This is a genomic window from Myxococcus stipitatus DSM 14675 (assembly GCF_000331735.1).
GTDB classification, from domain to species: Bacteria; Myxococcota; Myxococcia; order Myxococcales; family Myxococcaceae; genus Myxococcus; species Myxococcus stipitatus.
The window spans coordinates 9,510,175-9,535,302 of record NC_020126.1 but is presented as its reverse complement, the minus strand read 5'-3'; the positions used below and the strand labels follow the sequence as shown (position 1 = coordinate 9,535,302).

The following is a 25,128-nucleotide window of genomic DNA, read 5'->3' as shown; positions in this document are numbered from 1 at the left end:
GGGTTTCACGAGAGCGTCATGAAAAAAGCGTCACCCCCCCTTTCTCCCTCTCGGCGGCCTCGAGGTCGGCCTCGGGAGTTCGATGAGGCGAAGGTGCTGGACCAGGCCCTGGAGGTGTTCTGGCGCCTGGGCTACGAGGGCGCGACGGTGGCGGACCTCACCGGGGCGACGGGATTGACGGCGACCAGCCTCTACGCGGCCTTCGACTCCAAGGAAGGGCTGTACCGGCGGGTGCTGGCGCACTACCGGGAGGGCCCAGGCGCCGGCACCTTTCTCGCGCTGAAGGAGGAGCCCACCGCCCGCGCGGCCTTCGCGCGGGTGCTGCGCGAGGCGGCCCGGAACTTCACGCGCCGCAAGCATCCCCCCGGGTGCATGGTCTCGACGGCCGTGCTGCGGTGCGCGGAGACTCACCGGCCCGTGGCGGAGTTCGTCACCAGCCTCCGCCTGTCCTCGGTGGCGCTCTTCCGGGAGCGCCTGGTCCAGGCCGTGAAGGACGGGGAGCTGTCCGCGGGAACCGACCCGGGGGTGCTGGCCCGCTACTTCGGTACCTTGCTGCAGGGGATGTCGGTGCAGGCGGCGGACGGTGCCACCGAGGACGACCTGCTCGCCCTGGCGGAGCTGGCGATGCGAGCCTGGGACGGAGGGGACGCCCGCCCGCGCGCGAAGGAGTCGTCGTGAGGGGCTTTCGGGAAAGTCCCAGGGAATCCCACGGGTTGCGTCCTTGGACCGATTGCGGTGCGGTGGGCGTCCAAGAGCCTTATCAACACAGGTAAGGATGCCTGAGATGACCGCCCAAGAACGCGTCGAGCGCGCCGCCCTGAGCGCGCTGAAGGTGTTTCCGCTGCCCTCGGCGGTGCTCTTTCCCCACTCCATCATCCCGCTGCACATCTTCGAGCCGCGCTACCGCGCCATGGTGCGTGACGCGCTCGCGGGAGACCGGGTGGTGGCGCTGGCCCAACTGGAGGAGGGGTGGGAGGGGAGCTACGACGGGCGTCCGCCCATGGTGCCCCTGATGTGCGCGGGCGTCATCGTCTGGGATGAGCAGGTGGAGGACGGCCGCTACAACATCCTCCTCCAGGGCGTCACCCGCATCGAGATGGTCTCCGAGCTGGCGACCGACAAGACCTACCGGGAAGTGCAGGCGAAGGTGCTGACGGACCTGCCCTACCACGGGCCGGAAGAGGAGCGGCTGCGGCAGGCCGTCTTCGAGCTGGCCGGGCGCGTGCCTCCCAACTTCGCGGAGAACCTCCTGCCGGTGTCGGCGCGTGCGACGGGCGGGGTGCTGGCGGACGTGGTGGCCGCCGCGGTGATTCCAGAGGCGGAGCGTCGGCAGGAGCTCCTGGCCGAACTCGACGTGAAGCGTCGGTTGGAAGCGGTGCTGGAAGACGTGGGCGAGCTCATCGCCCGGCTGCAGCCCGTCCGGCCCTCGGGCCCGCTGAACTGACGCGGCGGGGCCCTGTCTCGGGGCTTGCCTTGCGCGTCGCTCCAGGCATTGCTGGGCCCAGGGTGTCGCGGCCTGCTGCGGCCCGTCCGGCGACGATGGGATTCCCACGCCGGAACGAAAGGGGAGCGAAGCAACCATGCGGCTCGTGAAAGTCGGCATCGCCAGTGTGAACACCACCGTGGGCGCCTTCGTCCGCAACGTGGACCGGGCCCTGGTCCTGGCGAAGCGGATGGCCGAGGACGGCGTCACGGTGGGCGTCTTCCAGGAGCAGCTGCTCGCGGGCTACCCGGCCGAGGACATGGTGCAGTGGCAGGGCTTCATCGACCGGCAGTGGCCGGAGCTGGAGCGCTTCGCGCAGGAGACGGCCGCGCTGCCCACCGTCTTCATCGTGGGCGTGGGCGTGGCCCTCCAAGGTCAGCGCCTCAACTGCGCGGCGGTGGTGGCCGGTGGCCGCGTGCTGGGGCTGGTGCCGAAGGAGAAGCTGCCCACGTACAACGTCTTCTACGAGGCGCGCACGTTCGGCCGGGGCCAGCCCGGCATGGCGGAGGTCCACCGCGGCGTGCCGCTGGGCGACTACCTCTTCCAGTTCGACTTCGGCGTGCTGGCGCCGGAGGTCTGCGAGGACATCTGGAGCGCGGACGGCCCCATGCGCCGGCGCGCGTACTCGGGCGCGGAGCTGGTGGTGAACATCTCCGCCTCGCCCTTCCGGCTGGGCGTGGTGGACACGCGGCGCGAGCTCATCGCCACGCGCGCGTCGGACCACCAATGCACCATCGCCTACGCCAACGCGGTGGGCGCCAACGACGGCCTCATCTTCGACGGCGGTGGCTACCTCAACCAGAACGGCCGCCAGCTCCTCGAGGCACCGCGCTTCCGGGAAGGCTACGCGGCGGGAGTGGTGGACCTGGACCGCACGCTGCGCCTGCGCGGTGAAGCCACCACGTGGCGGCTGGACCGCGAGGCGTGGGTGGCCTCGGCGGGCAAGGGCCCGTCGGTGCTGGACTGCACCCAGGTGGTGCGCACCCGCCGCGACACGCTCGCGTACCCCGTGCCCGCCCACCGCAGCTTCTTCCTGCCCGCGCAGTCCCAGCAGCGCTCCGCGCGCGAGGCGCTGTGCGAGGACATCCTGGACGCGCTCGCGCTGGGCGTGGGCGACTACTTCGAGAAGACGCGCGCCTTCAAGCTCCTGGGCATCGCGCTCTCCGGAGGCCGCGACTCGCTCCTGACGCTGCTCATCGCGCACCGGTACGCGCGGCGCGTGCGGCCGGAGAACCCGGGCTCGCTCATCCAGGCGTTCTACATGCCCAGCCGCTACTCCAGCGACTCCACGCGCGACGCGGCGGAGACGATTGCGCGCGAGCTGGGCGTGCCCTTCCAGATTGTCTCCATCGACGAGGCCTTCGAGCGCGAGCGCGCCGTGGCGCAGCAGATGCTGGGCGGCGCGAGCGTCACGCCCATCACCGAGCAGAACATCCAGGCCCGCCTGCGCGCCCAGCGCATGTGGAACTGGAGCAACTCCTGCGGCGGCCTGTTCCTCCAGACGGGCAACATGAGCGAGAAGTCGGTGGGCTACACCACCATCGGCGGCGACCTGATGGGCGCGCTGGCCGTCATCGCCAACGTGCCCAAGACGGTGGTGGTGTACCTCCTGGACTACCTCCAGGAGGTGACGGGCTACGAGGGCATCCGCAAGGTGCTGGCCAAGCCCGCGGGGCCGGAGCTGGCGCACAACCAGGTGGGCGAGGAGGAGCTGATGCCCTTCCCCATCCTGGACGCGTGCTTCTACCTGTATGCGGGCGAGAAGCTCACGCCCGCGGAGATGCTCAAGGCGCTCGTCTCCATGTTCCCGGAGGTGGAGGCCACAAGGCTCGGCGGCTACGTGGACAAGTTCGTGCGCCTCTTCACCCAGTCCATCTACAAGTGGGTGCAGTCGCCCTTGTCGCTGCACATCGGCAACCTGGACCTGGACCGGGAGCGCGCGCTCCAGCTGCCCGTCGTCACCGGCTCCGAGTGGATGCGCGACAAAGCCTGACGTCCTCTCACGCAAGTCTTGTAGCCCAGACACCACGCCTGGCCGTCTGCTGAGAGGACGGCCACGCGAGGTGGAGCAGCCTCGTGGTGCGTCTTGCCGGATGTGTTTTCGCAAACAACCTTCATGTCAGCCACTCGACGATGGAGGGTCGAATGAAAGTGAAGATACTGGCGGGCGCTATTGGGGCGTTGATGTACGGGACCTCGGCTGTGGCGGCGGATGGTGACTGCCCGACGCCCCGGGCGAGCCTGACGGAGCAGGGCCACGGCGTGTTGCTGGCGCAGGCCCAGGACGACCCTTCGCAGGGAGTCGACTCCATTCAGCAGGAGGACCTCATCATCGAGACCGAGCCGGTTCCGGACACCTCGGACTCGAGCAATCAGCAGCCTGGAACGGGAGGCAGCGGCATCTCCGATGACAGCTCCGACCAGGGCGTGACGCCCAAGGGTCAGCTGTTCATGAACGTGCCGCTGAAGTGCGAGCCGACGGACCAGTCCGGCACGGGCGGCAGCGGCTCGGGCGACATGGGCTCGCAGTCGCAGTCCCTGACGCCTTCGTCTCCGCAGCCCCGACCGGAGGCCGCGCCTCCGGTGCAGTCGCAGCCTGAGTCCTATCCCGCCCCGTCCCAGGACGCGGTGGGTGGCAGCGGCCTCAGCGCGCCGACGGCGGACTACCGCCCCACGACGGATGACCTGGAGCCGGTGGAGGTGGAGAAGAAGGACAAGAACAAGATCTCGGGCGTGAGTGTGTCCGTGGGCGGTGGTGTGGAGGGTTACACCGGCGCGCTGGCACCTCAGCTGGACCCGGGCCCGACGGCGGGTGTGACGGCGGGCTTCAAGCCCCTGAAGCAGGTGGGCGTGGAGGTGGGGTACTCCGGCGCGCTCAACAACATCGACAGCAAGCGCGGCCCAGTGGGCGGTGACAGCCCGGACCTCATCCGCAACGGTGGTACGGCGGTGCTGACGGTGGGGGTGACGCCGTCCGCGTGGCAGCCGTATCTGCTGGGCGGCATCGGCTTGAGCCACCTCAACTTCCGCCATGGCGAGTCGCTGGGCTACAAGGATGACACCATCGGCACGGTGCCCGCGGGTGTGGGGTTGCGCGGCCACGTGGGGCACTTCCTGGTGGATGCTCGCGCCAACTACAACTTCATGTTCGACAAGGACTTCGCCCCGGGCCTGGAGCCGGGCGCGCAGGACCTGTCGGGCGGCGGCAGCTACCAGGGCACCATCAGCGTGGGTGGTACGTTCTGACGCCCCCGGGGTGCTGACCTCGAGGCGGGCTTGAAGCAGTGGCGCGGTGCCCGGAAGCGAACGGGCCCGCGCCGCTGTGTTTTCCTGTGCGGCGCGCCAGACACCGGCGGGTTAAGGTGGGGCCTTCCGCTGTGATTGGGAGGGTGAATGAGCCTGAAGATTGAAGACTCGAAGGTGGGCACCGGTGACGAGGCCAAGGCCGGGCAGACGGTCTCCGTGCACTACGTGGGCACGCTGACGGACGGCAAGAAGTTCGACAGCAGCCGCGACCGCGGGCAGCCCTTCTCGTTCAAGCTGGGTGCGGGTCAGGTCATCCAGGGCTGGGACCAGGGCGTCGCGGGCATGAAGGTGGGCGGCGTGCGCAAGCTCACGATTCCTCCCGACCTGGGGTACGGCGCGCGCGGCGCGGGGGGCGTGATTCCGCCCAACGCCACGCTGGTGTTCGAGGTGGAGCTCCTGGGCGTCCGCTGAAGTCACACTCCGCTCGCGCGGGGAGAAACGAGGGCTGTCATGGCGACGGTGGAAATCACCAAGGACAACTTCAAGGAGACGGTCGGCAAGGACGGCATCGTCATCCTGGACTGGTGGGCGGCGTGGTGTGGGCCGTGTCGGGCGTTCGCGCCCACTTTCGAGGCGGCATCGGACAAGCACCCGGACGTCGTGTTCGGGAAGATTGATACCGACGCGCAGCCGGACCTGTCCGGGGCGTTCGAGATTCGCTCCATCCCCACGCTGATGGTGTTCCGGGATGGCATCCTGCTCTTCGAGCAGCCGGGAGCACTGCCCGCCGCGGCGCTGGAGGACCTGCTGCGCCAGGTCCGCGCGCTCGACATGGTGGCGGTGAAGAAGGAAGCCGAGGAGCGCCGCAGCAAGGAAGCCCCCAAGGCTTGAGGCAGGAGCGGATGGCCGGAAGCGGTGGAGGTGCTTCCGGCCGTGCGCGCCGCGCTACCAGGTGACGAGCAGGGAGAAGTCCTTGTAGGGCGGCTCGCCCGTCTCCAGGCTCACGTGGAAGCGCTGCTCGGGGTTCTTCTGGAGCAGGCCCCCTCGGACCAGGCCCGTGCACCAGGCGGGGCCGAAGAACTCGTCCTTGAAGCGCAGGCGCGCGGAGCTGTCGGAGAGGCGCTCGTAGTCGCGCTCGCCGAAGGTGCTCGTGGCCTCCGCGAGGCCGGAGCCCAGGAAGAGGCCGCGGTGCGGGTCCTCGCCGGCGATGGCCATCACCATGGCGCCCACGGGCGCGGAGAAGACGGGGCCGGAGGCGGTGAAGGAGAGCTGCTCCACGGCCGTCGCATAGTCGTGGCCCAGGAGCTGGTTCAGGGTGTTGGCGCCTTCGTGGAGCAGCTCCAGGTACTCGCGCGCGGAGCGGTGCGTGGGGGCGCCTCGGGGCGGGGCATCCGGGAGGATGAACCCCGCGGCGTGCTTCAGCGCCTGGCACATGTGCTGGGCGATGCTCTCGCGCAGGCTCCTCACGAACAAGTCGAGGACCATGTGCTCGGGGCGACACAGGGCCATGCGGGCTTGCAGGTGCGCGGGAGAGTCCATGAGGACTTTCCTAGCGGTGGCGGGTGAGCTAAGTCTAGCGAGCGGCGTCGCCCGCGAGTCGGTGCTTTCTTTGGCGACCGTGCAAACCCCTCCGCCACCGAGGTGGGCCGGGCCGAGGATGTTCAGCGCGAGGCGCGCGGCTCGGGCGCGGAAGTGCGATGGCTCATGCGCGCCACGCTCAACCAGACGAGCGTCACCGCGAGCCACGCGGCCGTGAGTGTTCTCCAGGTGAGCGGTGCACCGGCTTGCGTGAGCCACAACAACACAGAGCCACCGGACGTGAGGACACGGGCCATCTCCAGCGGGAGGCCCCAGCGTTTGGACTCCATCATTCCGCCCCACGCGGTGGCCATCGCCCAGAAGAGGATGCTGAGCGTCAGCTTCTGCCAGCCCGTCAATGGCGAACCGTGATGGCTGACCAACAGCATGAACGGCATGGACGTCACCATCTGGAAGATGAGGTAGCCGCGGATGTTGGGCAGCTCCATCGACTGGAACTTCGCTTCCTCGCCGGGTGTCCACTTGAGCTCATCGCGCGGGGGCAAATCGGAGGGCCTCCAGCCGGTGGGCATGAGCCACAGGCGCAGCCGGTCCCAGGTGGAGCGCGTCTTCACCGCGTCGCTGACCAGCTTCCCCCAGTACTGGAAGTTGATGAAGGTGGGGTCCCAGGTGTTCGGCGGCGTGGTGACGCCGTAGGAGCACTCCTCGGTCTCCTCCGCGTAGGTGCCGAACATGCGGTCCCAGATGATGAGCGAGCCCGCGTAGTTCTTGTCGAGGTAGCGCTCGTTGCGCGCGTGGTGGACGCGGTGGTGGGACGGCGTGTTGAGCCAGGACTCAATCCACCGCGGCATCTTCGGGATGACGCGCGTGTGGGGGATGAACTGGAGGACCAGGTGGAAGGCCACCATGGTCAGCACGGCCTCCGGCGAGAAGCCGACGATGACGAGCGGCCAGTAGAAGAGGAACGAGAAGATGCGCTGGGTGACGCTGGCGCGCAGGGCCACCGCGTAGTTGAGCTCCTCGGTGGAGTGGTGCGGCGAGTGCGCGGCCCAGCCGATGTTGGTGCGGTGCCCGAAGCGGTGGAACCAGTAGAAGAGGAAGTCGACGCCCAGGAACAATCCCAGAATCGCCCACGGCGAGGTGCTGTCGAACTTCCAGAACGCGAACTGTCCCAGCTGCGCGAAGAGGGGCAGCACCAGCAGGGCGACGGCGACGTTGACGCACTGGTTGATGACGGCCGTGCCCACGCTCGCGATGGAGTCCTGGAAGCTGTAGTAGCCGTTGCGCTTCGCCACGCAGTAGATGAACTCACCCATCGCCAGCGCGATGACGAAGGGCGTGGCGATGGCGTAGACGTTGATGGACATGCCGGCAACGTACGCCGCGCGGTTCGAGCGCTGCCTTAACCTGGGTTAACCTCCCGGGTCACCCCGTGAGATACCCGAAGCTCTACGAGAAGATGGCTCCGCTCGGTCCCATCCCCGAGCAGGAGTGGGTGCGCGCGGAGGCGCTGGGGCGCGAGCAGGGCGTGGAGCGCAAGGGCCTCTTCCTGCGCCCCGGAGAGAAGGTGGACCGCTTCGGGCTGGTGCTCCAGGGCGTGTTCCGGCTGGTGCGGGTGTCGGCGCGCGGCGCGGAGATGGTGAAGGCGTTCCGCTCCGAGGGCGACCTGGTGGGCGCCTATGCGGAGATGCTCATGCGGGTGCCGTCGATGACCACCATCGAGGCGCTGGAGCCCTCGCGCCTCCTGGTGTTCCGCGAGCAGGACATCCAGGCGCTGGAGGCGGGCCACGTGTGCTGGGTGCGCGTGTTGCGCCGCGTCGCGGAGCGGCACTTCCTGATGAAGGAGCGCCGCGAGCAGGAGTTCCTGGAGTTCTCCGCGGAGGAGCGGTTGGACATGTTCTGGTCGGAGCATGCCCACCTGAAGGGCCGCGTGCCGCAGCGAGACGTGGCCGCGTATCTGGGCATCACCGAGGTGGCCCTGAGCCGCATCATGTCTCGCCGCCGCAAGCGCGCGGAGTCCGAGGAGGACTAGAGCCGCTCGAAGACGAAGGTGTACGCGTCTCGAGTGGTGGGGCCATGGGTGAGGCGCAGGAAGCGGTCCCCCGCGGGCGCGGTGAACTTGAGCATGTGCGTAATCACAGGCACGCAGACCTCCGGCGCGGGGGTGAGGCTCGTGGGGATGAGCGTCTCGGCCTCCGTCACGTCGTGGACCGTCACGGTGAACTCGTGGCCCAGGTACATCACGATGGCCTCCTCGCGCTCCGCCGACACGACCTCCGTGTAGCCGAGGAAGGCGGCGCCGCTCGCGGGCAGCGTCAGCGCGTAGACCTTGTGGGAGGTGTCGGCCGCGGGATACGCGGCGGTGGGGGAGGCGCCCGCGGTGAGGGGGATGGGCGTGTCCAGGAGCGCGTGGGCGCAGGCGTGCTCGACGACGCGGTCTCGCTTGCCGGTGGTGAAGTCGAGGCGGCCGTCCTTCAAGCCCTCATGCACGGAGTCCAGCGCGTTGCCGGAGACATCTCGCAGCGCCGTGAGGTCCAGCGCGTAGTGTCTGTCTTCCTCGAGCGGCGGGAGGTCCGCCTGGGGGCGCGGGATGGTGAGGGACAGGCTCTTGCCATCGTCGGACCAGACCCCCGTCAGCGCGCGCGGCGCGACGGCGGGGGTGGTGATGTCGATGAGCGACACCTGCGCTTGCTGGCGGTCCATGGGCTCGCTGAAGGAGACGGTGACGACGCGCTGCAAGCCCGTGGTCTTCGCATCCAGCTTGAAGCGTTGGACGGGCAGGACGTCGGTGGCGCCTTCGGCGGGGCTGGACGCGGTGACGTGGGGCTTCGTGACGTCGCTGGGGTCTGGCGTGGGGGACGACGGGTCATCCGACCCGCAGCCCGTCATGGCGAAGAGGGCACAGGTGGAGAGCAGGGCGGCGGTGCGGCGGGAACGCGGGAACATGAGGGGACTCGAGAGACAAAGAGGGGGAGAGCGGGGCGCCCTCGAACGAGGAGGGCGCCCCGGGGATGCGTCGTCGTCGTGAGGCGACTCAGCAGTTGAAGATGGCGGGGTTGGTGTCGTCGCAGTCGAACCGCTGCTTCACGTAGCCCGCGGGCGGCTCGCAGGCGAAGCGGTACACGGGCGAGTTGGCGCCGTACCCGTCACCGTCCTGGTCCCGGTAGAACCGGTCCCGGCTGTCGTAGTGGTACTCGGGGACGATGCGGACCTGATTGCCCGAGGCGGGGCCGGTGGCGAGGATGTACTCGCGGCCCACCACGAGGTCATACGTCCGGGCTTCGATGAGCGGGCACGACGCCTCCGAGACGGACTCGCCGATGAGCGGAGACACCGTGGCGCTGGTCGTCGTGTCCACCACCGTGAAGGCCACGTTCTGAGACAGGTAGAACGACAGCGACTCCACGGTGGAGGTGCCCGACGTCACGGCGGCAGGGGTGAAGGTCACCGAGCCCTCGGCCCCCGTCGGCAGCAAGAGGGTGTAGTGCTTGTGGCGAGGGCTGATGTCCGGGGCGGTGGCGACGCGCGTGGCGCTGGCCGTCACATTCACGTTGTCCGCGCCGTTGTTCGCATGACCGCACGCATGCGTGGTCATCAAGGTGTCGTCCACGGAGACGCAGCTCGCCTCCAGGGGCTGTCCCTCCTGCTCCAAGGGCTCCAGCTCCGCTCCATCCAAGGGGCCGCAGGCCGACAGGGACAGCGCGAGCACGACACCACACAGGGTCTGCTTCAGCAGCTTCATGGGGATTTCCTTCGGGATGATACGAGGTATGTGTAATTGAGTTGCAATAGCGGGACAGGGAGTCTCCAGACGCGATTCGAATCCATCGCGCGGAGTCTCAATGGCTAGGTCGGGTGTTCGAGGACCACCGCGAAGCGGCGCTCGGGGGCATCTCGCCACCAACGCGGGCGGGGGCCGCCACGGCGCATGCGGCCCGCCGGGCGTGGAGGTTCCATCGCATGAGGGAGTGCCCCATGCGGATTCGAGGTGAGGTCGGTGGAAGACATGCGGCGAGGCGCCGGACCGCGTGGCCTCGACGAGGGATGAGCGAGGACGCTCAGCCCGCGTGGGGGTGGTGGGCCGCCTCCTCGATGAGCAGCGAGAAGGACGCGTTGCGGGACAGGAGCGCCTGGAACTCCAGGTGGTATTCCGTGTCCGCCTGGAGGTCCGCGACGATGGCTGTCTTCAGCGCTCCACAGACATCCGCGGGGACCTGGTAGCGGCACTCGCGCGCCACCTCGACGCCGGTCGCCGCGTCGTAGATGCGCAGCCCCCGAACTCTCGACAGCATGAACGCGAACTCACCGGACGCATCCGGGAGGAACGAGACGCGGCCCGCCCACCCCCAGGACTGGGTGCTGGTGGGGAGGGTGAGCTTGTACGTGGTGTGAGGCGTGCTGACGTCCACCAGCACGGGGGCGCCCAGGGCCGCGGCGGTGACGGGCTGGAACGGGCCGTTCTCCGCGTGCACGCAGGCGTGCTCGACGACCTCGGACAGCTCGGGTGACGCGGGGCACGCGGGCAGCAGCGCGGCCTCGGAGGTGGAGACCTCCGATTCGAGCGACTCCCATTCCTCCTCGGTGGGCGCGCCACAACCCACGAGCAGCAGCACCACGCCGCTGGCGAACAAGGACTTCGGTAACGAAGGACACGACGACATGAGGGATTTCTCCGGGTGTGAGACCGCGGAAGTGCGGTGACGGCAGGGGGGGGTGGACAACAACTGCGCCCGCAATATGCAATCGATATCTAAAAGTAATCAAGTTGCATTTAGAGGGCGCGCGATGCCCCGGGTCGGCCTGGCGGCGGTGCGCGTGGGGCGGTGCGGGGTTGCTTCAGCTCGTGCGGGAGCAGGGCCACCACGAGGTCATCGCGGGTCCGGGCTCGACCGATGGGAGCGGCTGAAGCGTGCGAGGCAGGGGCGGCGTCGAGCGCCAGCCCCGGTGCGGCGAGACGTCAGGCCGCGTTGGCGGTGACGCCCACGTCCTCGAGGGAGGGCAGCCGCGCGTGGTGGGGCTCGCGGGCGGCGTCCGCGTCGGACTCCTCGGCGGCCATCTCCTCCGCGCGATTCCAGCAGCCCAGGGCCTCCACCCAGCCCTCCAGGAGGTCAATCAGCGCGCTGCGCTGCTCGCCGCCCAGGGGCATCAAGAGCCGCGCCATGCGCTCCTGCACCACCGAGTCCGCGTTCTCCGCCAGGGCCCGCCCCTGCTCCGTGAGGCGCACGCGCACCCGACGGCGATCATGCCGCACGGAGCGCTCGCGCTGGACGAGCTTGGCGTCCTCCAGCCGGTCCAACAGCCGGCTCAGCCGGGGGAGGGCGATGCCGCCCAGGCGGTCGGCGAGGACATTGACGGGCAGCAGGCTCTCCGCCTTCAGCCACCAGATGGCCTGCACCTCCATGGGGTCCAGCTCGTGGTGAGGCAAGGAGCCTATGGGGCTGCCGAGGGCGCCACACCGCGCGACGTCGATGATGAGGTTCCGCAACCGCGCCACCTGCACCCGCACTTCCACCGAAAGCTCGGACATCTTCGTGCCTCCGTCTCCCGGGCGATGCGTCCCCGCCAGCATGTGGGACAGGCTGAACGGTCGCCCGCCATGGCTGGGGATTCACACCCCCGCTTGGAAACGGGAACGCCCTGGCGAAGAAGCCATATCGGAAGCGTTGAGACTTTTTTCCGCGCCGGGCGTCAGCCGGTCTGCTGGTGGCGCTGGGCCCGGGCCTTGGCGTGGGCCTTGTCGAAGCCCTCGTAGAAGCGGACCGCCTGCTCACCCACCCGTTGGATGTGCTGGTTGTTGAAGTAGGCGGTGATGGGCGCGGCCACCAGCGGCATGGCCCTCCCCAGGGTGTGGAGGCCGCCCTTCTCCAGCAGCATCGCCGCCAGCTTCCCGAGCACCTTCGGGCTGGAGCGCTGCATGGGCCCCAGGCCGTTGGCATAACCGAACAGGTCCAGCATCTCCGCCCGGGCGCGCTCGCTCTTGAGGTTGACCTTGTAGAGCGTGGCCACGTCCGTCAGCAGGATGATTTGCAGATAGGCCATGAACAGCAGGTCCGCGGGCAGGGCCACCAGCCCGAAGACGCCGCTGACGCCGCCCACCATGCTGGCCAGGTTCTTCTTCTCATCCACCAGCCGCTGGGCCAACTCCCGGACCTCCGCCCGGGGGTAGCGCTTCTCCAGCTCCGCCACCCGGACCCGGGCGCGCTTTGTCTCCTGGAGGACGATGTCCGACAGCCGCGCCGAGCCCAGCTTCTTGAGCTCCGCCGGGGTCAGCTTCTTCATGAAGGCCAGGCGTTCCGCCACGCTGTCGTAGAAGGCCATCGAGCCCCTCCTGTCGTCTAATAACCCCGCTCGGCGAGGTAGAGGTCCACGAGCGCGCCTTCTTCATACCAGGCGTGGCGCATCTCCACATTGAACCAGCGCGAGTCGGGCTTGGCCCCTCGCACCTCGAGCTTCACCTGGTTGGGGGAGGTGTCGATGACGGCCGCGCGGGCCTTGCACGCGAAGCCCGGCTCCTCGCCGTAACCTCCTTCCAGGCAGACCTCGTCGCCCACGGAGAGGCGGCGGGTGTACTCGGTGCCCAGGTAGAGGGCGTCATCGCAGTGGGCGCGCACGGAGGACTTCCCGTGGCCCGCGCAGCGCGTCTGGGAAGGTGCCCGGACGACGGGGATGGCTCCATAGAGCGGGTCCTCGTCATTGGGGTTGGGCCGGAAGGAGCCCACGCCCGTACAGCCAGAGAGCCCCAGCGCGAGCACGCTGGCTCCCACCCACATCCGCCTCATCGTGGTGTTGCCTCCGGGGCCATGGGCCCCCGGTAAAGGAGGGCCGAGCATGGCAAAAGGCACGCGGAGGGAAAAGCCGCCGGAAAAGGCGGGCAAACGTCTCACGCGCTCCGTCGCGCGGGGCCCGGCACTTCTTCTGTGCGCCCGGGGACGATGCGGTTCTTCCCGTCGACGAACACCACCGTGGGCTTCCAGTCGCGGACCTTGGACTCCTCCACCTCGGTGAAGGTGGCGAGGATGACCAGGTCCCCCGGCTGGTTGAGGTGCGCGGCGGCGCCGTTGATGCAGATGACGCCGCTGCCGGGCTCACCCTCCAGGGCGTACGTCTCCAGTCGGGTTCCGCGGGTGACGTTCCAGACAGCGACCTTCTCATACGGGACGATGTCCGCGGCGTGGAGGAGGTTGCGGTCGATGGTGACCGAACCTTCGTAATCCAGGTCGGCCTGCGTCACCGTCGCGCGGTGGATCTTGGACTTGAAGAGGATGCGGCTCATGGCGTGTGTCCCGAAGGGCGCCCAACCGTAACGGCTAGGGCGCCCTGGAACAACCGGGAGGTTGACTTCCGCCCGCCCGGCGCCCGGACAGCCGTCATTTCACGATGTTGACGAGCTGGTTCAGGTTGAGGGGCACGGACTGGGTGTCGGAGGTGAGGCGTCCGTCCAGGCTCAGCTTGGCGTTGCCCCCCGAGCGCAGGGCCATGGCGGCGGAGGCCGCGCGCGCGAAGTGGATGGTGAGCGGCAGGGACACCTGCTTGGTCCCACTGCCGTCGAGCATGCCCAGGTTGCCGGTGGACAGCGTGCCCACATCCGCCCCGGCGACCTTGAGCGCGCCGGTGATGCCGGCGATGGGCAGGGGGAAGCTGTTGCGGTTGGTGATGGCCAGGGGGAACTCCACCGTGGCGCTGGTGAGGTTGATGCTGGTGATGCGCGGCTGCTGGAAGCTGACCTGGGGAATCTTCGGGACGTCGAAGGTGCCCTCCTTCTGGAGGGGGAAGGACAGCACGCCGATGGGCGTCTGGACGCCCACGCTGCCCTGGGCCTTGTAGGCGGCCTGGTCCTTGTTGAGGAAGGTCTCCACGACGGGGGCGATGTCCGCGAACTTCACGTTGGCGGGGAAGACGAGCTCGCTCCTGCCATTGGCCTTGAGGTCCAGGCCCTTGCGCGGCTTGCCGGCCACCACCTGCTTGCCCTCGACGAAGAAGGCGTAGTCCACCGACGCCAGTTCCAGGCCGAAGCCGTTGGGGTTGTTGACCTCGTAGACGAGGTCGACGGTGGCGTCGGAGAGCGAGGCGCTGGAGAGCCGGGCCGTCTTGAAGGTGAGGGTGGGCTTCTTGAAGGCGCTCTTCAGGGCGCTCTGGAGGGCGGCGCAGCCGCTGAGCGTGGTGAAGGTGAGGGCAACCAGGACGAGGGCGGCGCGTTTCATCGTGGGCATGGGCGTATCACCAGACGGCCCTTCCCGCGTGGGATTCACACCCGCGCGTTCCGGGGGATTCTTGGCCGCAAGGTGTACCGCGAAGCGAGGGCCGGCGCGCTGGCAATCGGCCTTTCCCCGTCACGTTCTATAGTCGGGGGACACACATGAAGAGTCCGCTATCCAGAGGAGGGGTCCACATCACCCGTGGCGTTCGACGCGGCTGGATGTTCGGGCTCTTGGCGGTGGTGCTGGCGTCGTGCTCCCAGGGGAGCTCCAGCGCTCCGCGGCGCACCTTGGAGCTGAAGCCCTGTCGGTTGGAGGGGTTGGCGACGCCCGCGCTGTGCGGCACACATGAGGTCTTCGAGGACCGCGCGGCTCGGACGGGGCGCAAGCTGTCGCTGCGGGTGGCGGTGGTGCCGGCGCTGGCGGCCCAGCCCCAGCCGGACCCGCTGGTGTTCCTGGTGGGAGGCCCCGGGCAGGCGGCCACCCAGGCGGGGATGATGCTGGGCGGGGTGGAGCGCATCCGCCGCCAGCGCGACATCGTGCTGATGGACATGCGGGGCACTGGAGAGGGCAGTCCGCTCGAGTGTGAGTTCGTGGAGGAGGAGGCGGGGCTGTCCGCCCACTTCGACGACACGGCGACGATGGCGCGCCTGCGCGAGTGCCGGAAGCACTGGGACGCGGACGTGCGTCAGTACACCACGCCCATCTCCGTGGCGGACCTGGACGAGGTGCGCGCGGCGCTGGGGTACGAGAAGGTCAATCTCTGGGGTGTGTCCTACGGCACGCGCGCGGCGCTGGTGTACATGCGCCAGTTTCCCGAGCGCGTGCGCACCGCCATCCTCGACGGCGTGGCGCCCATGGGGTTGACGCTCCCGCTGTACATGCCGCGCGATGCGCAGCGCGCGCTGGACATGCTCCTGTCCCACTGCGAGCAGGACGCGGCCTGCGAGAAGAGCTTCCCCGCGCTGCGCTCGCGCACGGAGGCGCTGCTGGCGAAGCTCGCGGAGGCGCCCGCGCGCGTGAAGGTGGCGCACCCTCGCACGGGCGTGCTGGAGGAGATTGTCGTCTCGCGGCAGGCCCTGCTGGGTGGCGTGTTCCAGCAGCTCTACATCGCGGAGTCGTCGTCGCTGGTGCCTTTGATGCTGGACCGGGTGACGCGGGATGACTGGTCGCCCTTCGTCGCGCTGAGCCTGGGGATGGGGAAGCTGGAGAAGTCGCTGAACCGGGGGCTCCAGTTCGCCGTGGTCTGCGCGGAGGATGCGCCCTACTTCGACGCCGCGGCGGTGGAGCGCGAGTCGAAGGGGACGTGGATTGGCACCACCATGGGGATGGAGACGCTGGCCGCGTGCGCGGACTGGCCTCGCGCGACGCTGCCCCCGGACTTCCGCGAGCCGGTGGTCTCCGACGTGCCCACGCTGCTGCTCTCCGGAGAGCTGGACCCGGTGACGCCGCCCTCATGGGGTGAGGAGGCGATGCGCACGTTGAAGAACAGCCTGCACGTGGTGTCGCCGGGCGTGGGCCACAACACCCAGGGCGTCGCCTGCGTGCGCGCGCTGATGGCGGAGGTGGTGGCGCAGGGCAGCGTGGCGAACCTGAAGACCTCGTGTGGGGGCAAGGTGTCCCGGCCTCCACTGTTCACGACTTTCGCCGGCTCCGTGCCCTGAGGAGGAGCGCGCGATGATTCGAGCAACGAACCTGCACAAGCGCTTCGGGAAGGTGACGGCCGTGGAGGATGTGTCCTTCACCGCCGAGGATGGAATGATCACGGGCCTGCTGGGCCCCAACGGCGCGGGCAAGACGACGACGCTGCGCATGCTCTACACGCTGGTGCGGCCGGATGGCGGCTCGGCGACGGTGGACGGCGTGGACGTGGTGAGCCGCCCCGAGGACGTGCGGCGCGCGCTGGGCGTCCTGCCGGATGCGCGCGGCCTGTACCCCCGGCTCACCGCCCGCGAGCACGCGCGCTACTACGGCGAGCTGCACGGGCTGTCCGGCGCGGCGCTCGACAAGCGCGTGGACGAGCTGGTGGACCTCCTGGACATGAAGGACATCGCGGACCGGCGCGTGGAGGGCTTCAGCCAGGGCGAGCGCGTGAAGGTGGCGCTGGCGCGGGCGCTGGTGCACGGGCCGCGCAACGTGCTCTTGGACGAGCCCACCAACGGGCTGGATGTGATGAGCACCCGCGCGGTGCGCACGTTGCTGCGGCGGCTCCGGGACGAGGGGCGCTGCGTCGTCTTCTCCAGCCACGTCATGCAGGAGGTGGCGGCGCTGTGTGAGCGCATCGTCGTGGTGGCGCGGGGGCGGGTGGTGGCGGACGGGACGCCGGACGCGCTGCGCGCGAGCACCGGCAAGGACAACCTGGAAGAAGCCTTCGTCGCGACCATCGGCAGTGAGCAGGGGTTGACGTCATGAGACGCCAGGTCGGTACGGTCTTTCGCAAGGAGATGCGGGACCATCTGCGGGACAAGCGCTCGCTGCTCACCGTCATGATGCTGCCGGTGCTGGGGCCGCTGATGACGCTCCTGACGCTGCAGATGGTGGCGTCCATGATGCGCAGGGACCAGCCGGTGGAGCTGGCCGTGGTGGGGCGCGAGCATGCGCCCAGCCTCATGTCCTTCCTGGAGCGACAGGGGGCGATTCTCGAGGACGCCCCCGCGAACTACGAGGAGCGCGTCCGCGACGGCGCGCTCGACATGGTGCTGGTGGTGCCGGAGGACTACGGCCGCGACTTCTCCCGGGGACACACGGCGGAGGTGCGTCTGGTGGCGGACAGCTCGCGGCGCTCGGCTATCGTCCCGGTGCAGCGGGCCCGGAGGCTCCTGGAGGCCTACTCGGGGCAGGTGGGGAGTCAGCGGCTGTATGCGCGCGGCGTCTCGCCCGAGCTCGCCATGGCCGTGCGCGTGGCGGACGCGGACCTGGCGACGCCCGCGCAAAGCGCGGCGCAGTGGCTCAACATGGTGCCGCTCTTCCTGGTGATGGTCACCTTCGCCGGGGGACTCCAGCTGGCGAGTGATGCGCTGGCGGGGGAGCGCGAGCGCGGCTCGCTGGAGCCCTTGCTGCTCAACCCCGCGCCCAGGGGCGTGGTGGTGCTGGGCAAGTGGGCGGCCACCGTCGTCATGTCGGTGTTCGCGACGGTGGTGACGATGATGGGCTTCGTCCTGGCCCTGAAGCGCGCGCCGCTGGAGGACCTGGGCGTGACGGTCCACCCGGACGCGGCCTTCATCGGCGTGATGCTCGTCACGGTGCTCCCGCTGACGCTGGCGGCCTCGGCGGCCCAGATGTGGGTGTCCACCTATGCACGCTCCTTCAAGGAGGCTCAGCTCTACCTGAACCTGCTGATGATGGTGCCCATGGCGCCGGGCGTCGTGCTGTCGCTCATGCCGATGAAGTCGGAGCTGTGGATGTTCGCGGTGCCGGTGCTGGGGCAGGAGTTGCTGGCGGGCGAGGTGCTGCGTGGCGAGATGCTCCGGCCGCTGCCCTTCCTCCTCGCCTCGGCGTCCAGCGTCGCGGTGGCGTGGGTGGCCCTGCGCGCCGTGACCCGGCTGCTGGGCGACGAGCGCATCGTCTTCGGCCGGAGCTGAGGACGGGGCGGACAGTGTCTCCGAGGCGTCTGTTGGCGCCTCGGGGGCACCAGCGTGGATGACAATGGCCGCGGGTTCGCTTCCAATGGGGCGAGATGACGCCCGAGAAAGATGCCCTCCTTCCCCTGGCGCCGGAGTCCGTGGCCACCACGCAAGGGGAGCCGCGCTTCGGTACCTACCAGGGCGAGCTGCCCGAGGTGGACCTCCCCCGACTGCTGGGGAAGTGGGCCCCGGCCCGGACCACGCGGCTGCTCAAGCGCAAGCGCTGGCACTACACCTTCACCGCCACGCAAGAGGTGGCGGCGCTCTTCGCGGTGGTGGACCTGGGGTACTCGTCCAGCGCCTTCGCCGTGGCCATCGACCTGCGCGAGCGCAAGGTCCTGTGTGACGTGAGCTTCCTGGGCGCTCCGGGCCCCATGGTGTCCCTGGGCGACAAGCCGGGCGCGGGACTCAACGCGTCCTTCCGCACGCTGGGCGGGAAGCTGGCCATCCGCCGGGGCGAGGAGGACGAGCGCTACCAGGTGCAGGTGGACGTCAGCCGCATGCGCACCGGCAGCCTCAACACCTTCCAGTGGAACGGCGAGCTGCTCGTGGCCGGAGGCCCTCCCGCGCTGACGGTGATTGCACCCGTGCAGGGAGACGGGCTCGTCAACGTCACGATGAAGCGCAACGGCCTCTTGTCCTTCGGCAGCCTGGAGGTGGGCGGCAAGCGCTTCCGGCTGGACGGCGGCGTGGGTGGCATCGACTACACGCAGGGCTATCTGGCGCGGCACACGGCCTGGCGCTGGGCCTTCGCCTCCGGACGGCTGGCGGATGGCACGCCCATCGGCTTGAACCTCGTCGAGGGCTTCAACGAGAGCGCGACCGAGGCCAACGAGAACGCGCTCTGGCTGGGAGACCGGCTGTACCCGCTGGCGCGCGCGCGCTTCGAGTACGACACGAAGAACCTGATGGCGCCGTGGAGGCTGACGACGGCGGACGGCGCGTTGGACCTGCGCTTCCAGCCCTTCTACGTCCACCGCGAGGAGCGCAACCTGCGCCTGGTCATCAGCCACTTCGCGCAGCCGGTGGGCCTCTTCGAGGGCACGGTGAAGGTGGGGAGCAAGACGCTCCAGCTCTCCAACCTGCCCGGCGTCACCGAGGACCAGGACATGCTCTGGTGAGCGGAGGGCTCGGGCGCGAGGGGGCGCCCGGCGTGTCGCCTGCTTGTAGGCGTGGTGCGCGCGTCCGGAGGCGGTAGGCTGCGAGGCCCACGCCGTCCTCCGGAGTGAGCCATGTCGTGTCCGCACTGCGGTCAGCCACTTCCCGATGCTCGCGCCACCGCGTGTCCTGTCTGTGGCCGGGAGGTGAAGTCCGCCGGTTTCACGGGCATCCCCTCCGCGGAGGAGGCCGCGGACTCCGCGCGCCGCACCGCCGAGGCCGCGGGCCACGCGGTGCGCACGCTCCTGGAGGACCCTCGGCTGCGAGAGCGCTTGCCGGGGGGCTCGTTGCCGCTGCTGGGCTCGGGCCTGGTCGCCTCGGCCGTGCTCCTGCCGATACTCCCCATCATCGGCGGCGGCATCGGCCTGCCGTGGTCCGCGGTGATGCTCGCGGGCAGCGTGCTGCTGGGGGCTCGAGAGTGGAGCGCCGCGGGCCGCCCCGTCCCCGCGCCGCTGGAGAAGCTGGCGCGGATGGCCTCGCATCCCGCGTTCCTCCCGCTCTTCACGGCGCTGGCCTTCACCTTCGCCTTCCTGTCGCTGGGGCTCGGGCTGGTGCCGCTCGTCTGGCTCGGGGCCGCGGTGGTCCTGGGCTACGTGCAGTGGCGCGTGTTCCAGGCCTCGGCCGCGTCCGCCCCGGAGCTGCGGCCTTCCCCCGAGGCCACGCGGCTGAAGCGCTGGGTGCTCGCGGGCGCGGCGGTGTGCGCGCTGTCCATGCTGTTCACCTGGGGCTCGGGGATGAAGCTGTGGACGTCGCTGGGCGGCTATGGCTACCAGGACCGGCAGGTGATGGAGGTGGACCGCAGCGGCCGGCCCACGGGCTACCAGTCCACGGAGAGCCAGTATGGCTGGGCGCCGAACCTCACCCGGACGGCCACCTTCTACGCGACGTCCGGCCGCAGTCGCCCCGGAGCGCCGCTCGCCGTCCTGGCCCTGATGTCGCTCGGATTGCTGGCCGCGATTCCTCGCGCCCGCGAGGCCGTGCCCTCGATGCTGCCGTTCCTCCTGGCGGGGGCCGTCACCGTGTGGGGACTGCTGGGGCTCGCCGCGAAGCCGGGGCCGCTGCTGTTCCTCCTGGGCGCGGCGGCCATCGACGTGGCCTGGTTCCGTGCCCACCGCGCGGCGAGCGCGCCCGAGTCCTCGCCGCCGGAGGAACAGAGTCCCTCCGGTCAGGCGTGAGCCTCCCGCCGCCTACGTGCGGGAGCGGCGTGACTCGAGGATGGTGCTGAAGGAGCGGGTCCTCAGCTCCTCCACGGTGAGGCCGGTGGCCAGCACCTCGTCCTGGGTGAGCGCGCCGCAGCTCAAGCCCCGCAGGAAGAAGTTGAGCAGTCCCTGGCCCGTGGCCGCGTCGTCGAACACGTTGCCCACCAGCGTCGCCTGGGCCGCCTTCTCCATGAAGGCCTTGAGCCGGCGGGTGGCCGCGTCCAGGCCCTCGAGGAAGAAGGCGTAGACGGCCGCGTAGCGCACCGGGAACTGGGCGGGGTGCAGGTCCCAGCCCTGATACCAGCCGCGCTCCAGCGAGTGGCGGATGTGCCGGTAGGTGAGCTGCCACACTCGCTGCACCGCCTCGCTGTTCTCCCTCAGCTGCGTGGGCAGGAGCGGCTCGTCGCCTTGCCTGCGATGCGGGGGCACCGGCATCACGTTGGTGACGCCGTCGGACAACTGCACGCCCGTGCCCGCGAGCGCCGCCTGCACGAAGTCACGCAGGAAGTCGCAGGCGGGGTGCAGCATGCTCTGCACATGCGCGCTGACGTTCAGCGCGGCGGTGTAGTCATACAAGCCCAGGTGCACGGCGCCGCAGCGGCCCTCGCCCGCGGACACCAGCGCCTGCAGGTTCATCTTCCCCTCGCGGTCGAAGAGGGCCTGGGGCGTCTCCACCATCAGCTCCAGCCCCAGCGCCCCGCGCGTGAGCCCGTGCCCCTGCTCCAGCACCTCCAGGATGCGCGCGAGCGCCGCCACCTGCTCGGGCAGGGACACCTTGGGCAGCGTGACGACGAAGGACGGGGGCAACCTGCCACCGCTGTGCTCCAGCAACGTGGTGACGAAGAGGTCCAGCGTGCGAGAGGAGCGCTCGAAGAGCTCCTCCGTGAAGGACTTCACCCGGATGCCGGTGAACGGCGGCAGCGCGCCCAGCTCCAGCCCCCGCGCCATCTCCTTCGCGGCGGCGACGGCGTGGGCGTCCTCCTCCGCGTCGGGGCGGTGGCCGTAGCCGTCCTCGAAGTCGATGCGGTAGTCCTCCACCGGCTCGCGCTTGAGCTTCTCCTGCACCCGCTCATAGACGCGCTGGGCGAAGCGCCCGCGCTGGGGGAGGCCCAGGCCGTGGGCCAGCTCCGCCGAGTCCGGCGCGTAGTCCTTCATCGCCGCGAGCGCCAGGTCCCCCAGCTTCCGTGCCGACTCCGCGCGGAAGAGGTGGGCCCCGCCATAGACGACATGCACGGGCTGGCGACGAGGCGACTCGCCCGGGTACGCACGGGCGAGCTCCTCGTTGGCGCGACGGAGGGACTCACGCGCGCCGGAGAGGCTGGAGGGCGTCAGGGTGGTCTTCATGGGACATCAGGCCTGACGCTCGAGCCACGCGGAGACCTCGGGCCCGCAGCGCTCGAGCAGCTCCACGTCCTGCGCCAGCCGCTCCAGCGTCTGCGCGGTGGCCTGCTGCGCCTCGCTGACCGGGTGGTCCTTCAGCAGCACCTTCACCGCCTCCAGGTCCGCGCGCGTGCGCAGCATGCCCAGCGCCTCCACGATTCGCCGCAGCAGCATGGGCGCGCCGCCCGTGCGGGCGATGACGTCCTTCCACTGCTTGCGCATCCGCGCCCACCACGCATCGTGCCCGGTGCGGTTGGCCAGGAGGCCCGACACGAAGCCGGCCACGTCCTGCGTCTTCACCGTCTCGCTGAAGAGCAGGTCCTGCGCGCGAGTGGTCAGCGAGGGCTCCTCGAACGCGGTGAGCGCCATCAGGTAGCGGCGCTGCGTGGCCGGGTCCGGCTCTCCGGGCACCTTCTGGAGGAACGTGTCGAACAGGGCCGCGTCGCCGGCGCGCGCCACCATCGCCACCGAGGCATCGAGCAGGTTGGGCTCCAGCGCGTCCCGCTCTCCCTTGAGCATGCGCGCCACGCGCGGACGGGCCTCCGCGAGCGCGTCCGGGCTGCGCGCAAGGCCACCCACCGCGCGCACCAGCGCCGCGCGCCGCAGCTTCACCGCGTCCGACTCACTGGACGTCGCCTGCCAGCCCAGCTTCTTCAGGCTCGGGCCCAGGAGCCGCTCCACCCATGCGCGCAGGCGCGCCTGGTCTTCGCCGTCCACCAGCCGGCCCTCGACGTAGGCCAACCGTCCCACCAGCTCGTCCAGGACGGAGTCGTCCTCTTCGTCGCCGAAGCGGGCCGCCAGGTCCAACAGGTCCGCCACCGACGCGCGCCCCGAGCGCACCAGCGCCCACTGGTCCGCCAGCAGCGAGATGCGCTCCGCGGGCTCCAGCGCGCCCAGGTTCGCGGCCAGCCCCGCCAGCGTCGCCTTGTCGTAGTTCACGCGGTAGAAGCCCGTGGAGCCCGCGTTGGCGCACAGCCACTTCACCGCGCCGGAGCCCTCCAGCGTCACCTTCGCCTGCTTGTCGCGCAGGAGCACGCGCTGCTCGCGCACGCCGGAGCCGTCCTGGTAGCGCAGCACCATGGGCACCGGCCACTTCTCCGCGCTCTCCACGCCGGGCTCCGAATAGAAGCGCTGCTGCGACAGCGTCACCTCGTGCCCGTTCACGCTCGCCGTCACCAGGGGGAAGCCGCTCTGGCCCACCCACGCCGTGGCCAGCTCCTCCACGGGCTGCCGGGCGGCTTCACCCAGCGCGTTCCACAAGTCCTCCTTCACCGCGTTGGCGCGCGCGTGCTTGCGCATGTAGAGGCGGATGCCTTCACGGAAGGGGGCCTCGCCGAGGAAGCCTTCAATCATCCGCAGCACCGCGCCGCCCTTCTCGTACGTAATCGCGTCGAAGCTCTCGCCCGCCTCGCTCGCGTTGCGCACCTCCCCGTGGATGGGGTGCGTGGACTTGAGCGCGTCCAGGTACAGCGCGCTGGCGCGGTGCGCGTCGAAGTCCAGCCACATGCGCCACTCGGGGCGCCACTGGTCGACAATCTTGAAGGCCATCCACGTGGCGAAGGCCTCGTTGAGCCAGAGGTCGTCCCACCACACCATGGTGACCCAGTTGCCGAACCACTGGTGCGCCAGCTCGTGCGTCACCACCTCCGCCACGCGCTTCTGCACGGACAGGGGCGCGGTGGCCGGGTCCAACAGCAGCGCCACCTCGCGGTACGTGATGAGGCCGGCGTTCTCCATGGCGCCCGCCTCGAAGTCCGGGATGCCCACCTGGTCCACCTTGGTGAAGGCATACGGCAGGCCGAAGTAGTCCTGGAGCCTGGGGAGCACGGCCAGCGCGACGTCCTGGCCAAAGCGCGTCAGGTGCCCCTTCTCCTGGAGCGACCAGGTGCGCACCGGCACGCCGCCCACGAGCTGCGCGGGCGTGCCCACCAGCGGGCCCACCACCAGCGCGACCAGGTAGCTGCTGAGCACCTCCGTCTCCTGGAACGTCACCTTGTTCCAGGCGCCGTCCTGCTCCTCCTTCACCACCGGGCCGTTGCCCAGCACCGCGAGCCCCTGGGGCACGCGCACGCTCAGGGCCCACTTCGCCTTGAAGGCGGGCTCGTCGAAGCAGGGGAACACGCGGCGCGCGTCGGCGGCCTCGAACTGCGTGGCCACCACCTTGCCCGCCAGGTACATGCCGCGCAGGCCGTCCGTGAAGGGGCCCTTCCAGGCGACTTCCAGCGTGGCGCGGCCCTGGGGCAGGGGCGCATCGAAGCCGAGCACCACCGTCTCGCTGGCCTCCACCGGACGGATGGAGGACGGCTTGAGCTGCGTGGCCCCGGAGCGGAAGATCACCTCGCCGACCTGCAGCGCGATGGCGTGGAGGATGATTTCGCGCGTGGGCGCGGAGAGCTCCACGTCCACCGTCTGCTGTCCGGTGAAGGACTTCGCTCCCGGGTCCAGGGTCAGCGTGGCCGCATAGCGCTGGGGGCGAACGGTGGTGGGGAGGCGGAAGTTCTTGTCTTCGGTCGGGTGCGCCATAGGGAGGCGGAATCTAGCCTCGCTTGTGCCGCGCGTTCCCAATTCGTTGGTCGGGATGCAAGAAACCCGTCGTCAGCGGGGTGGGGTGTCGTCCGCCACACCCTTTCTGTTTCTCGCGCGTGCTTTTTGTGTTTCGCCGCCTCGCGGCATGGCGCGGGGTACCAATTGCTGGAAGAGGTTGGACTCCCGCTGGAAGAAACCATTCGTGTGAAACGAATGCGGGAGCTCCAGGAGCTGGAAGTCCAGGTGATGACACAGCTCATGCAGGAATGTGCGGAGGTACGTGCGAAAGGCCACCACGCGCGCTTGTTTCGCGGTGCGCATCCACACCTGGAGCCGAGGACGCCGCCCGGGCTCCCAGGTGTAGAGCCCGTGCAACTCCCCCTCCTCGGTGGAGGGGCGCACCTCGAGCACCTCCACTCGGACGGTGGCCACGTCCAGCCGCTCGCACAGGGCATCGCTCAGCTTCGCGGTGGCGCGCTCCAGGGGAGGGCGCTCGCCGGTGGCCAGGGCCTCTCTCACCGCCGCGACCAGTGGGCCCAGCGCCGCGGGAGCCCTGACCCGGAGGGTGCTCACTCCATCGCTCATCCGATAGGCGCGCTGTTGGTCGGGGGGGAGACTGTCGAAGTAGGCGAAGGGCACGGGGCAAAGGCAGTCTAGCGGGAGGGGCGCACGGGCGCCTGTCTCCCGCGTCGCGAGCGCACGGAGGTGGACATGACGGCCAGGGGCCTTGCTGCTCCTCCGCCTTGGGCCCGGCTTCCGCTTGCGTGCTGGTTACCTTG

Annotated in this window: 25 protein-coding genes; 12 read left to right on the top strand and 13 right to left on the bottom strand. The window is 69.7% G+C overall.

Going from position 1 to position 25,128, the window contains the following annotated elements:
• Positions 1-18 precede the first annotated feature (18 nt).
• The 6 genes from MYSTI_RS36955 to trxA all read left to right on the top strand — a co-directional run bounded on the left by MYSTI_RS36955 (position 19) and on the right by trxA (position 5,620).
• The gene (locus tag MYSTI_RS36955) at positions 19-678 is read left to right on the top strand and encodes a TetR/AcrR family transcriptional regulator (RefSeq protein ID WP_044282557.1); all 660 of its coding nucleotides are present in this window, start codon (positions 19-21) and stop codon (positions 676-678) included.
• 106 nt (positions 679-784) lie between these two features.
• Positions 785-1,444: an LON peptidase substrate-binding domain-containing protein gene (locus tag MYSTI_RS36950; RefSeq protein WP_015352967.1), complete on the top strand. Its 660-nt coding sequence runs from the start codon at positions 785-787 to the stop codon at positions 1,442-1,444.
• Positions 1,445-1,580: 136 nt separating this feature from the next.
• Positions 1,581-3,476, top strand: a complete 1,896-nt coding sequence (nadE, locus tag MYSTI_RS36945) for an NAD(+) synthase (protein WP_015352966.1) — start codon at positions 1,581-1,583, stop codon at positions 3,474-3,476.
• A 152-nt stretch (positions 3,477-3,628) separates the two neighbouring features.
• Positions 3,629-4,729 (top strand): outer membrane protein, encoded by a 1,101-nt coding sequence (locus tag MYSTI_RS36940; RefSeq protein ID WP_015352965.1) that lies wholly within the window; start codon positions 3,629-3,631, stop codon positions 4,727-4,729.
• A gap of 147 nt (positions 4,730-4,876) precedes the next feature.
• Positions 4,877-5,200, top strand: a complete 324-nt coding sequence (locus MYSTI_RS36935; RefSeq protein ID WP_015352964.1) for an FKBP-type peptidyl-prolyl cis-trans isomerase — start codon at positions 4,877-4,879, stop codon at positions 5,198-5,200.
• A gap of 39 nt (positions 5,201-5,239) precedes the next feature.
• A complete protein-coding gene (gene trxA, locus MYSTI_RS36930; RefSeq protein ID WP_015352963.1) occupies positions 5,240-5,620 on the top strand; it encodes a thioredoxin in 381 nt (126 codons plus the stop codon).
• A gap of 54 nt (positions 5,621-5,674) precedes the next feature.
• Here the strand turns inward: trxA and MYSTI_RS36925 are convergent, their stop codons facing one another.
• The gene (locus MYSTI_RS36925) at positions 5,675-6,268 is read right to left on the bottom strand and encodes a DUF2378 family protein (protein ID WP_015352962.1); all 594 of its coding nucleotides are present in this window, start codon (positions 6,266-6,268) and stop codon (positions 5,675-5,677) included.
• A gap of 122 nt (positions 6,269-6,390) precedes the next feature.
• Positions 6,391-7,635, bottom strand: a complete 1,245-nt coding sequence (locus MYSTI_RS36920; protein ID WP_015352961.1) for a sterol desaturase family protein — start codon at positions 7,633-7,635, stop codon at positions 6,391-6,393.
• 65 nt (positions 7,636-7,700) lie between these two features.
• On the opposite strand from MYSTI_RS36920, the gene MYSTI_RS36915 reads away from it, so the two are divergent.
• On the top strand, positions 7,701-8,300 hold the full coding sequence (locus tag MYSTI_RS36915) for a Crp/Fnr family transcriptional regulator (protein WP_015352960.1): 600 nt from the start codon (positions 7,701-7,703) through the stop codon (positions 8,298-8,300).
• Here the strand turns inward: MYSTI_RS36915 and MYSTI_RS36910 are convergent.
• The 8 genes from MYSTI_RS36910 to MYSTI_RS36875 all read right to left on the bottom strand — a co-directional run bounded on the left by MYSTI_RS36910 (position 8,297) and on the right by MYSTI_RS36875 (position 14,478).
• Positions 8,297-9,214: an Ig-like domain-containing domain gene (locus MYSTI_RS36910; protein WP_015352959.1), complete on the bottom strand. Its 918-nt coding sequence runs from the start codon at positions 9,212-9,214 to the stop codon at positions 8,297-8,299. The two genes, MYSTI_RS36915 and MYSTI_RS36910, sit on opposite strands and share 4 nt — an antisense overlap.
• A gap of 88 nt (positions 9,215-9,302) precedes the next feature.
• On the bottom strand, positions 9,303-10,010 hold the full coding sequence (locus tag MYSTI_RS36905) for a hypothetical protein (RefSeq protein WP_015352958.1): 708 nt from the start codon (positions 10,008-10,010) through the stop codon (positions 9,303-9,305).
• Positions 10,011-10,326: 316 nt separating this feature from the next.
• Positions 10,327-10,929 carry a hypothetical protein gene (locus MYSTI_RS36900; protein WP_015352957.1) on the bottom strand — a complete coding sequence of 201 codons (603 nt, stop codon included), beginning with the start codon at positions 10,927-10,929 and terminating at the stop codon, positions 10,327-10,329.
• A gap of 296 nt (positions 10,930-11,225) precedes the next feature.
• Complete coding sequence (locus tag MYSTI_RS36895) at positions 11,226-11,795, bottom strand: MarR family winged helix-turn-helix transcriptional regulator (RefSeq protein ID WP_015352956.1); 570 nt, start codon at positions 11,793-11,795, stop codon at positions 11,226-11,228.
• 161 nt (positions 11,796-11,956) lie between these two features.
• Positions 11,957-12,586 (bottom strand): EcsC family protein, encoded by a 630-nt coding sequence (locus MYSTI_RS36890; RefSeq protein ID WP_015352955.1) that lies wholly within the window; start codon positions 12,584-12,586, stop codon positions 11,957-11,959.
• Between the two features lie 17 nt (positions 12,587-12,603).
• Positions 12,604-13,047: a hypothetical protein gene (locus MYSTI_RS36885; protein ID WP_015352954.1), complete on the bottom strand. Its 444-nt coding sequence runs from the start codon at positions 13,045-13,047 to the stop codon at positions 12,604-12,606.
• A 101-nt stretch (positions 13,048-13,148) separates the two neighbouring features.
• Positions 13,149-13,541, bottom strand: coding sequence for an aspartate 1-decarboxylase (gene panD / locus MYSTI_RS36880; protein ID WP_015352953.1), 393 nt, complete (start codon positions 13,539-13,541; stop codon positions 13,149-13,151).
• A 94-nt stretch (positions 13,542-13,635) separates the two neighbouring features.
• Positions 13,636-14,478: an LEA/WHy family protein gene (locus MYSTI_RS36875; RefSeq protein ID WP_015352952.1), complete on the bottom strand. Its 843-nt coding sequence runs from the start codon at positions 14,476-14,478 to the stop codon at positions 13,636-13,638.
• A gap of 206 nt (positions 14,479-14,684) precedes the next feature.
• Between MYSTI_RS36875 and MYSTI_RS36870 the strand changes: the two genes are divergently transcribed.
• The 5 genes from MYSTI_RS36870 to MYSTI_RS36850 all read left to right on the top strand — a co-directional run bounded on the left by MYSTI_RS36870 (position 14,685) and on the right by MYSTI_RS36850 (position 20,419).
• On the top strand, positions 14,685-16,127 hold the full coding sequence (locus tag MYSTI_RS36870) for an alpha/beta hydrolase (protein ID WP_015352951.1): 1,443 nt from the start codon (positions 14,685-14,687) through the stop codon (positions 16,125-16,127).
• A gap of 13 nt (positions 16,128-16,140) precedes the next feature.
• Positions 16,141-16,875, top strand: a complete 735-nt coding sequence (locus MYSTI_RS36865) for an ABC transporter ATP-binding protein (RefSeq protein WP_015352950.1) — start codon at positions 16,141-16,143, stop codon at positions 16,873-16,875.
• Positions 16,872-18,044: an ABC transporter permease gene (locus MYSTI_RS36860; protein ID WP_015352949.1), complete on the top strand. Its 1,173-nt coding sequence runs from the start codon at positions 16,872-16,874 to the stop codon at positions 18,042-18,044. Before MYSTI_RS36865 ends, MYSTI_RS36860 begins: the two co-directional genes overlap by 4 nt.
• A 95-nt stretch (positions 18,045-18,139) precedes the next feature.
• On the top strand, positions 18,140-19,207 hold the full coding sequence (locus tag MYSTI_RS36855) for a DUF2804 domain-containing protein (protein ID WP_015352948.1): 1,068 nt from the start codon (positions 18,140-18,142) through the stop codon (positions 19,205-19,207).
• 111 nt (positions 19,208-19,318) lie between these two features.
• Positions 19,319-20,419, top strand: coding sequence for a zinc ribbon domain-containing protein (locus tag MYSTI_RS36850; RefSeq protein ID WP_015352947.1), 1,101 nt, complete (start codon positions 19,319-19,321; stop codon positions 20,417-20,419).
• Between the two features lie 12 nt (positions 20,420-20,431).
• Here the strand turns inward: MYSTI_RS36850 and MYSTI_RS36845 are convergent, their stop codons facing one another.
• The 3 genes from MYSTI_RS36845 to MYSTI_RS36835 all read right to left on the bottom strand — a co-directional run bounded on the left by MYSTI_RS36845 (position 20,432) and on the right by MYSTI_RS36835 (position 24,988).
• Complete coding sequence (locus MYSTI_RS36845) at positions 20,432-21,787, bottom strand: DUF6986 family protein (protein ID WP_015352946.1); 1,356 nt, start codon at positions 21,785-21,787, stop codon at positions 20,432-20,434.
• A gap of 6 nt (positions 21,788-21,793) precedes the next feature.
• Entirely contained in the window at positions 21,794-24,346 is a 2,553-nt protein-coding gene (locus tag MYSTI_RS36840) for a M1 family metallopeptidase (RefSeq protein WP_015352945.1), read from the bottom strand.
• Between the two features lie 72 nt (positions 24,347-24,418).
• On the bottom strand, positions 24,419-24,988 hold the full coding sequence (locus MYSTI_RS36835) for a hypothetical protein (RefSeq protein WP_015352944.1): 570 nt from the start codon (positions 24,986-24,988) through the stop codon (positions 24,419-24,421).
• Between the last annotated feature and the right edge of the window lie 140 nt (positions 24,989-25,128).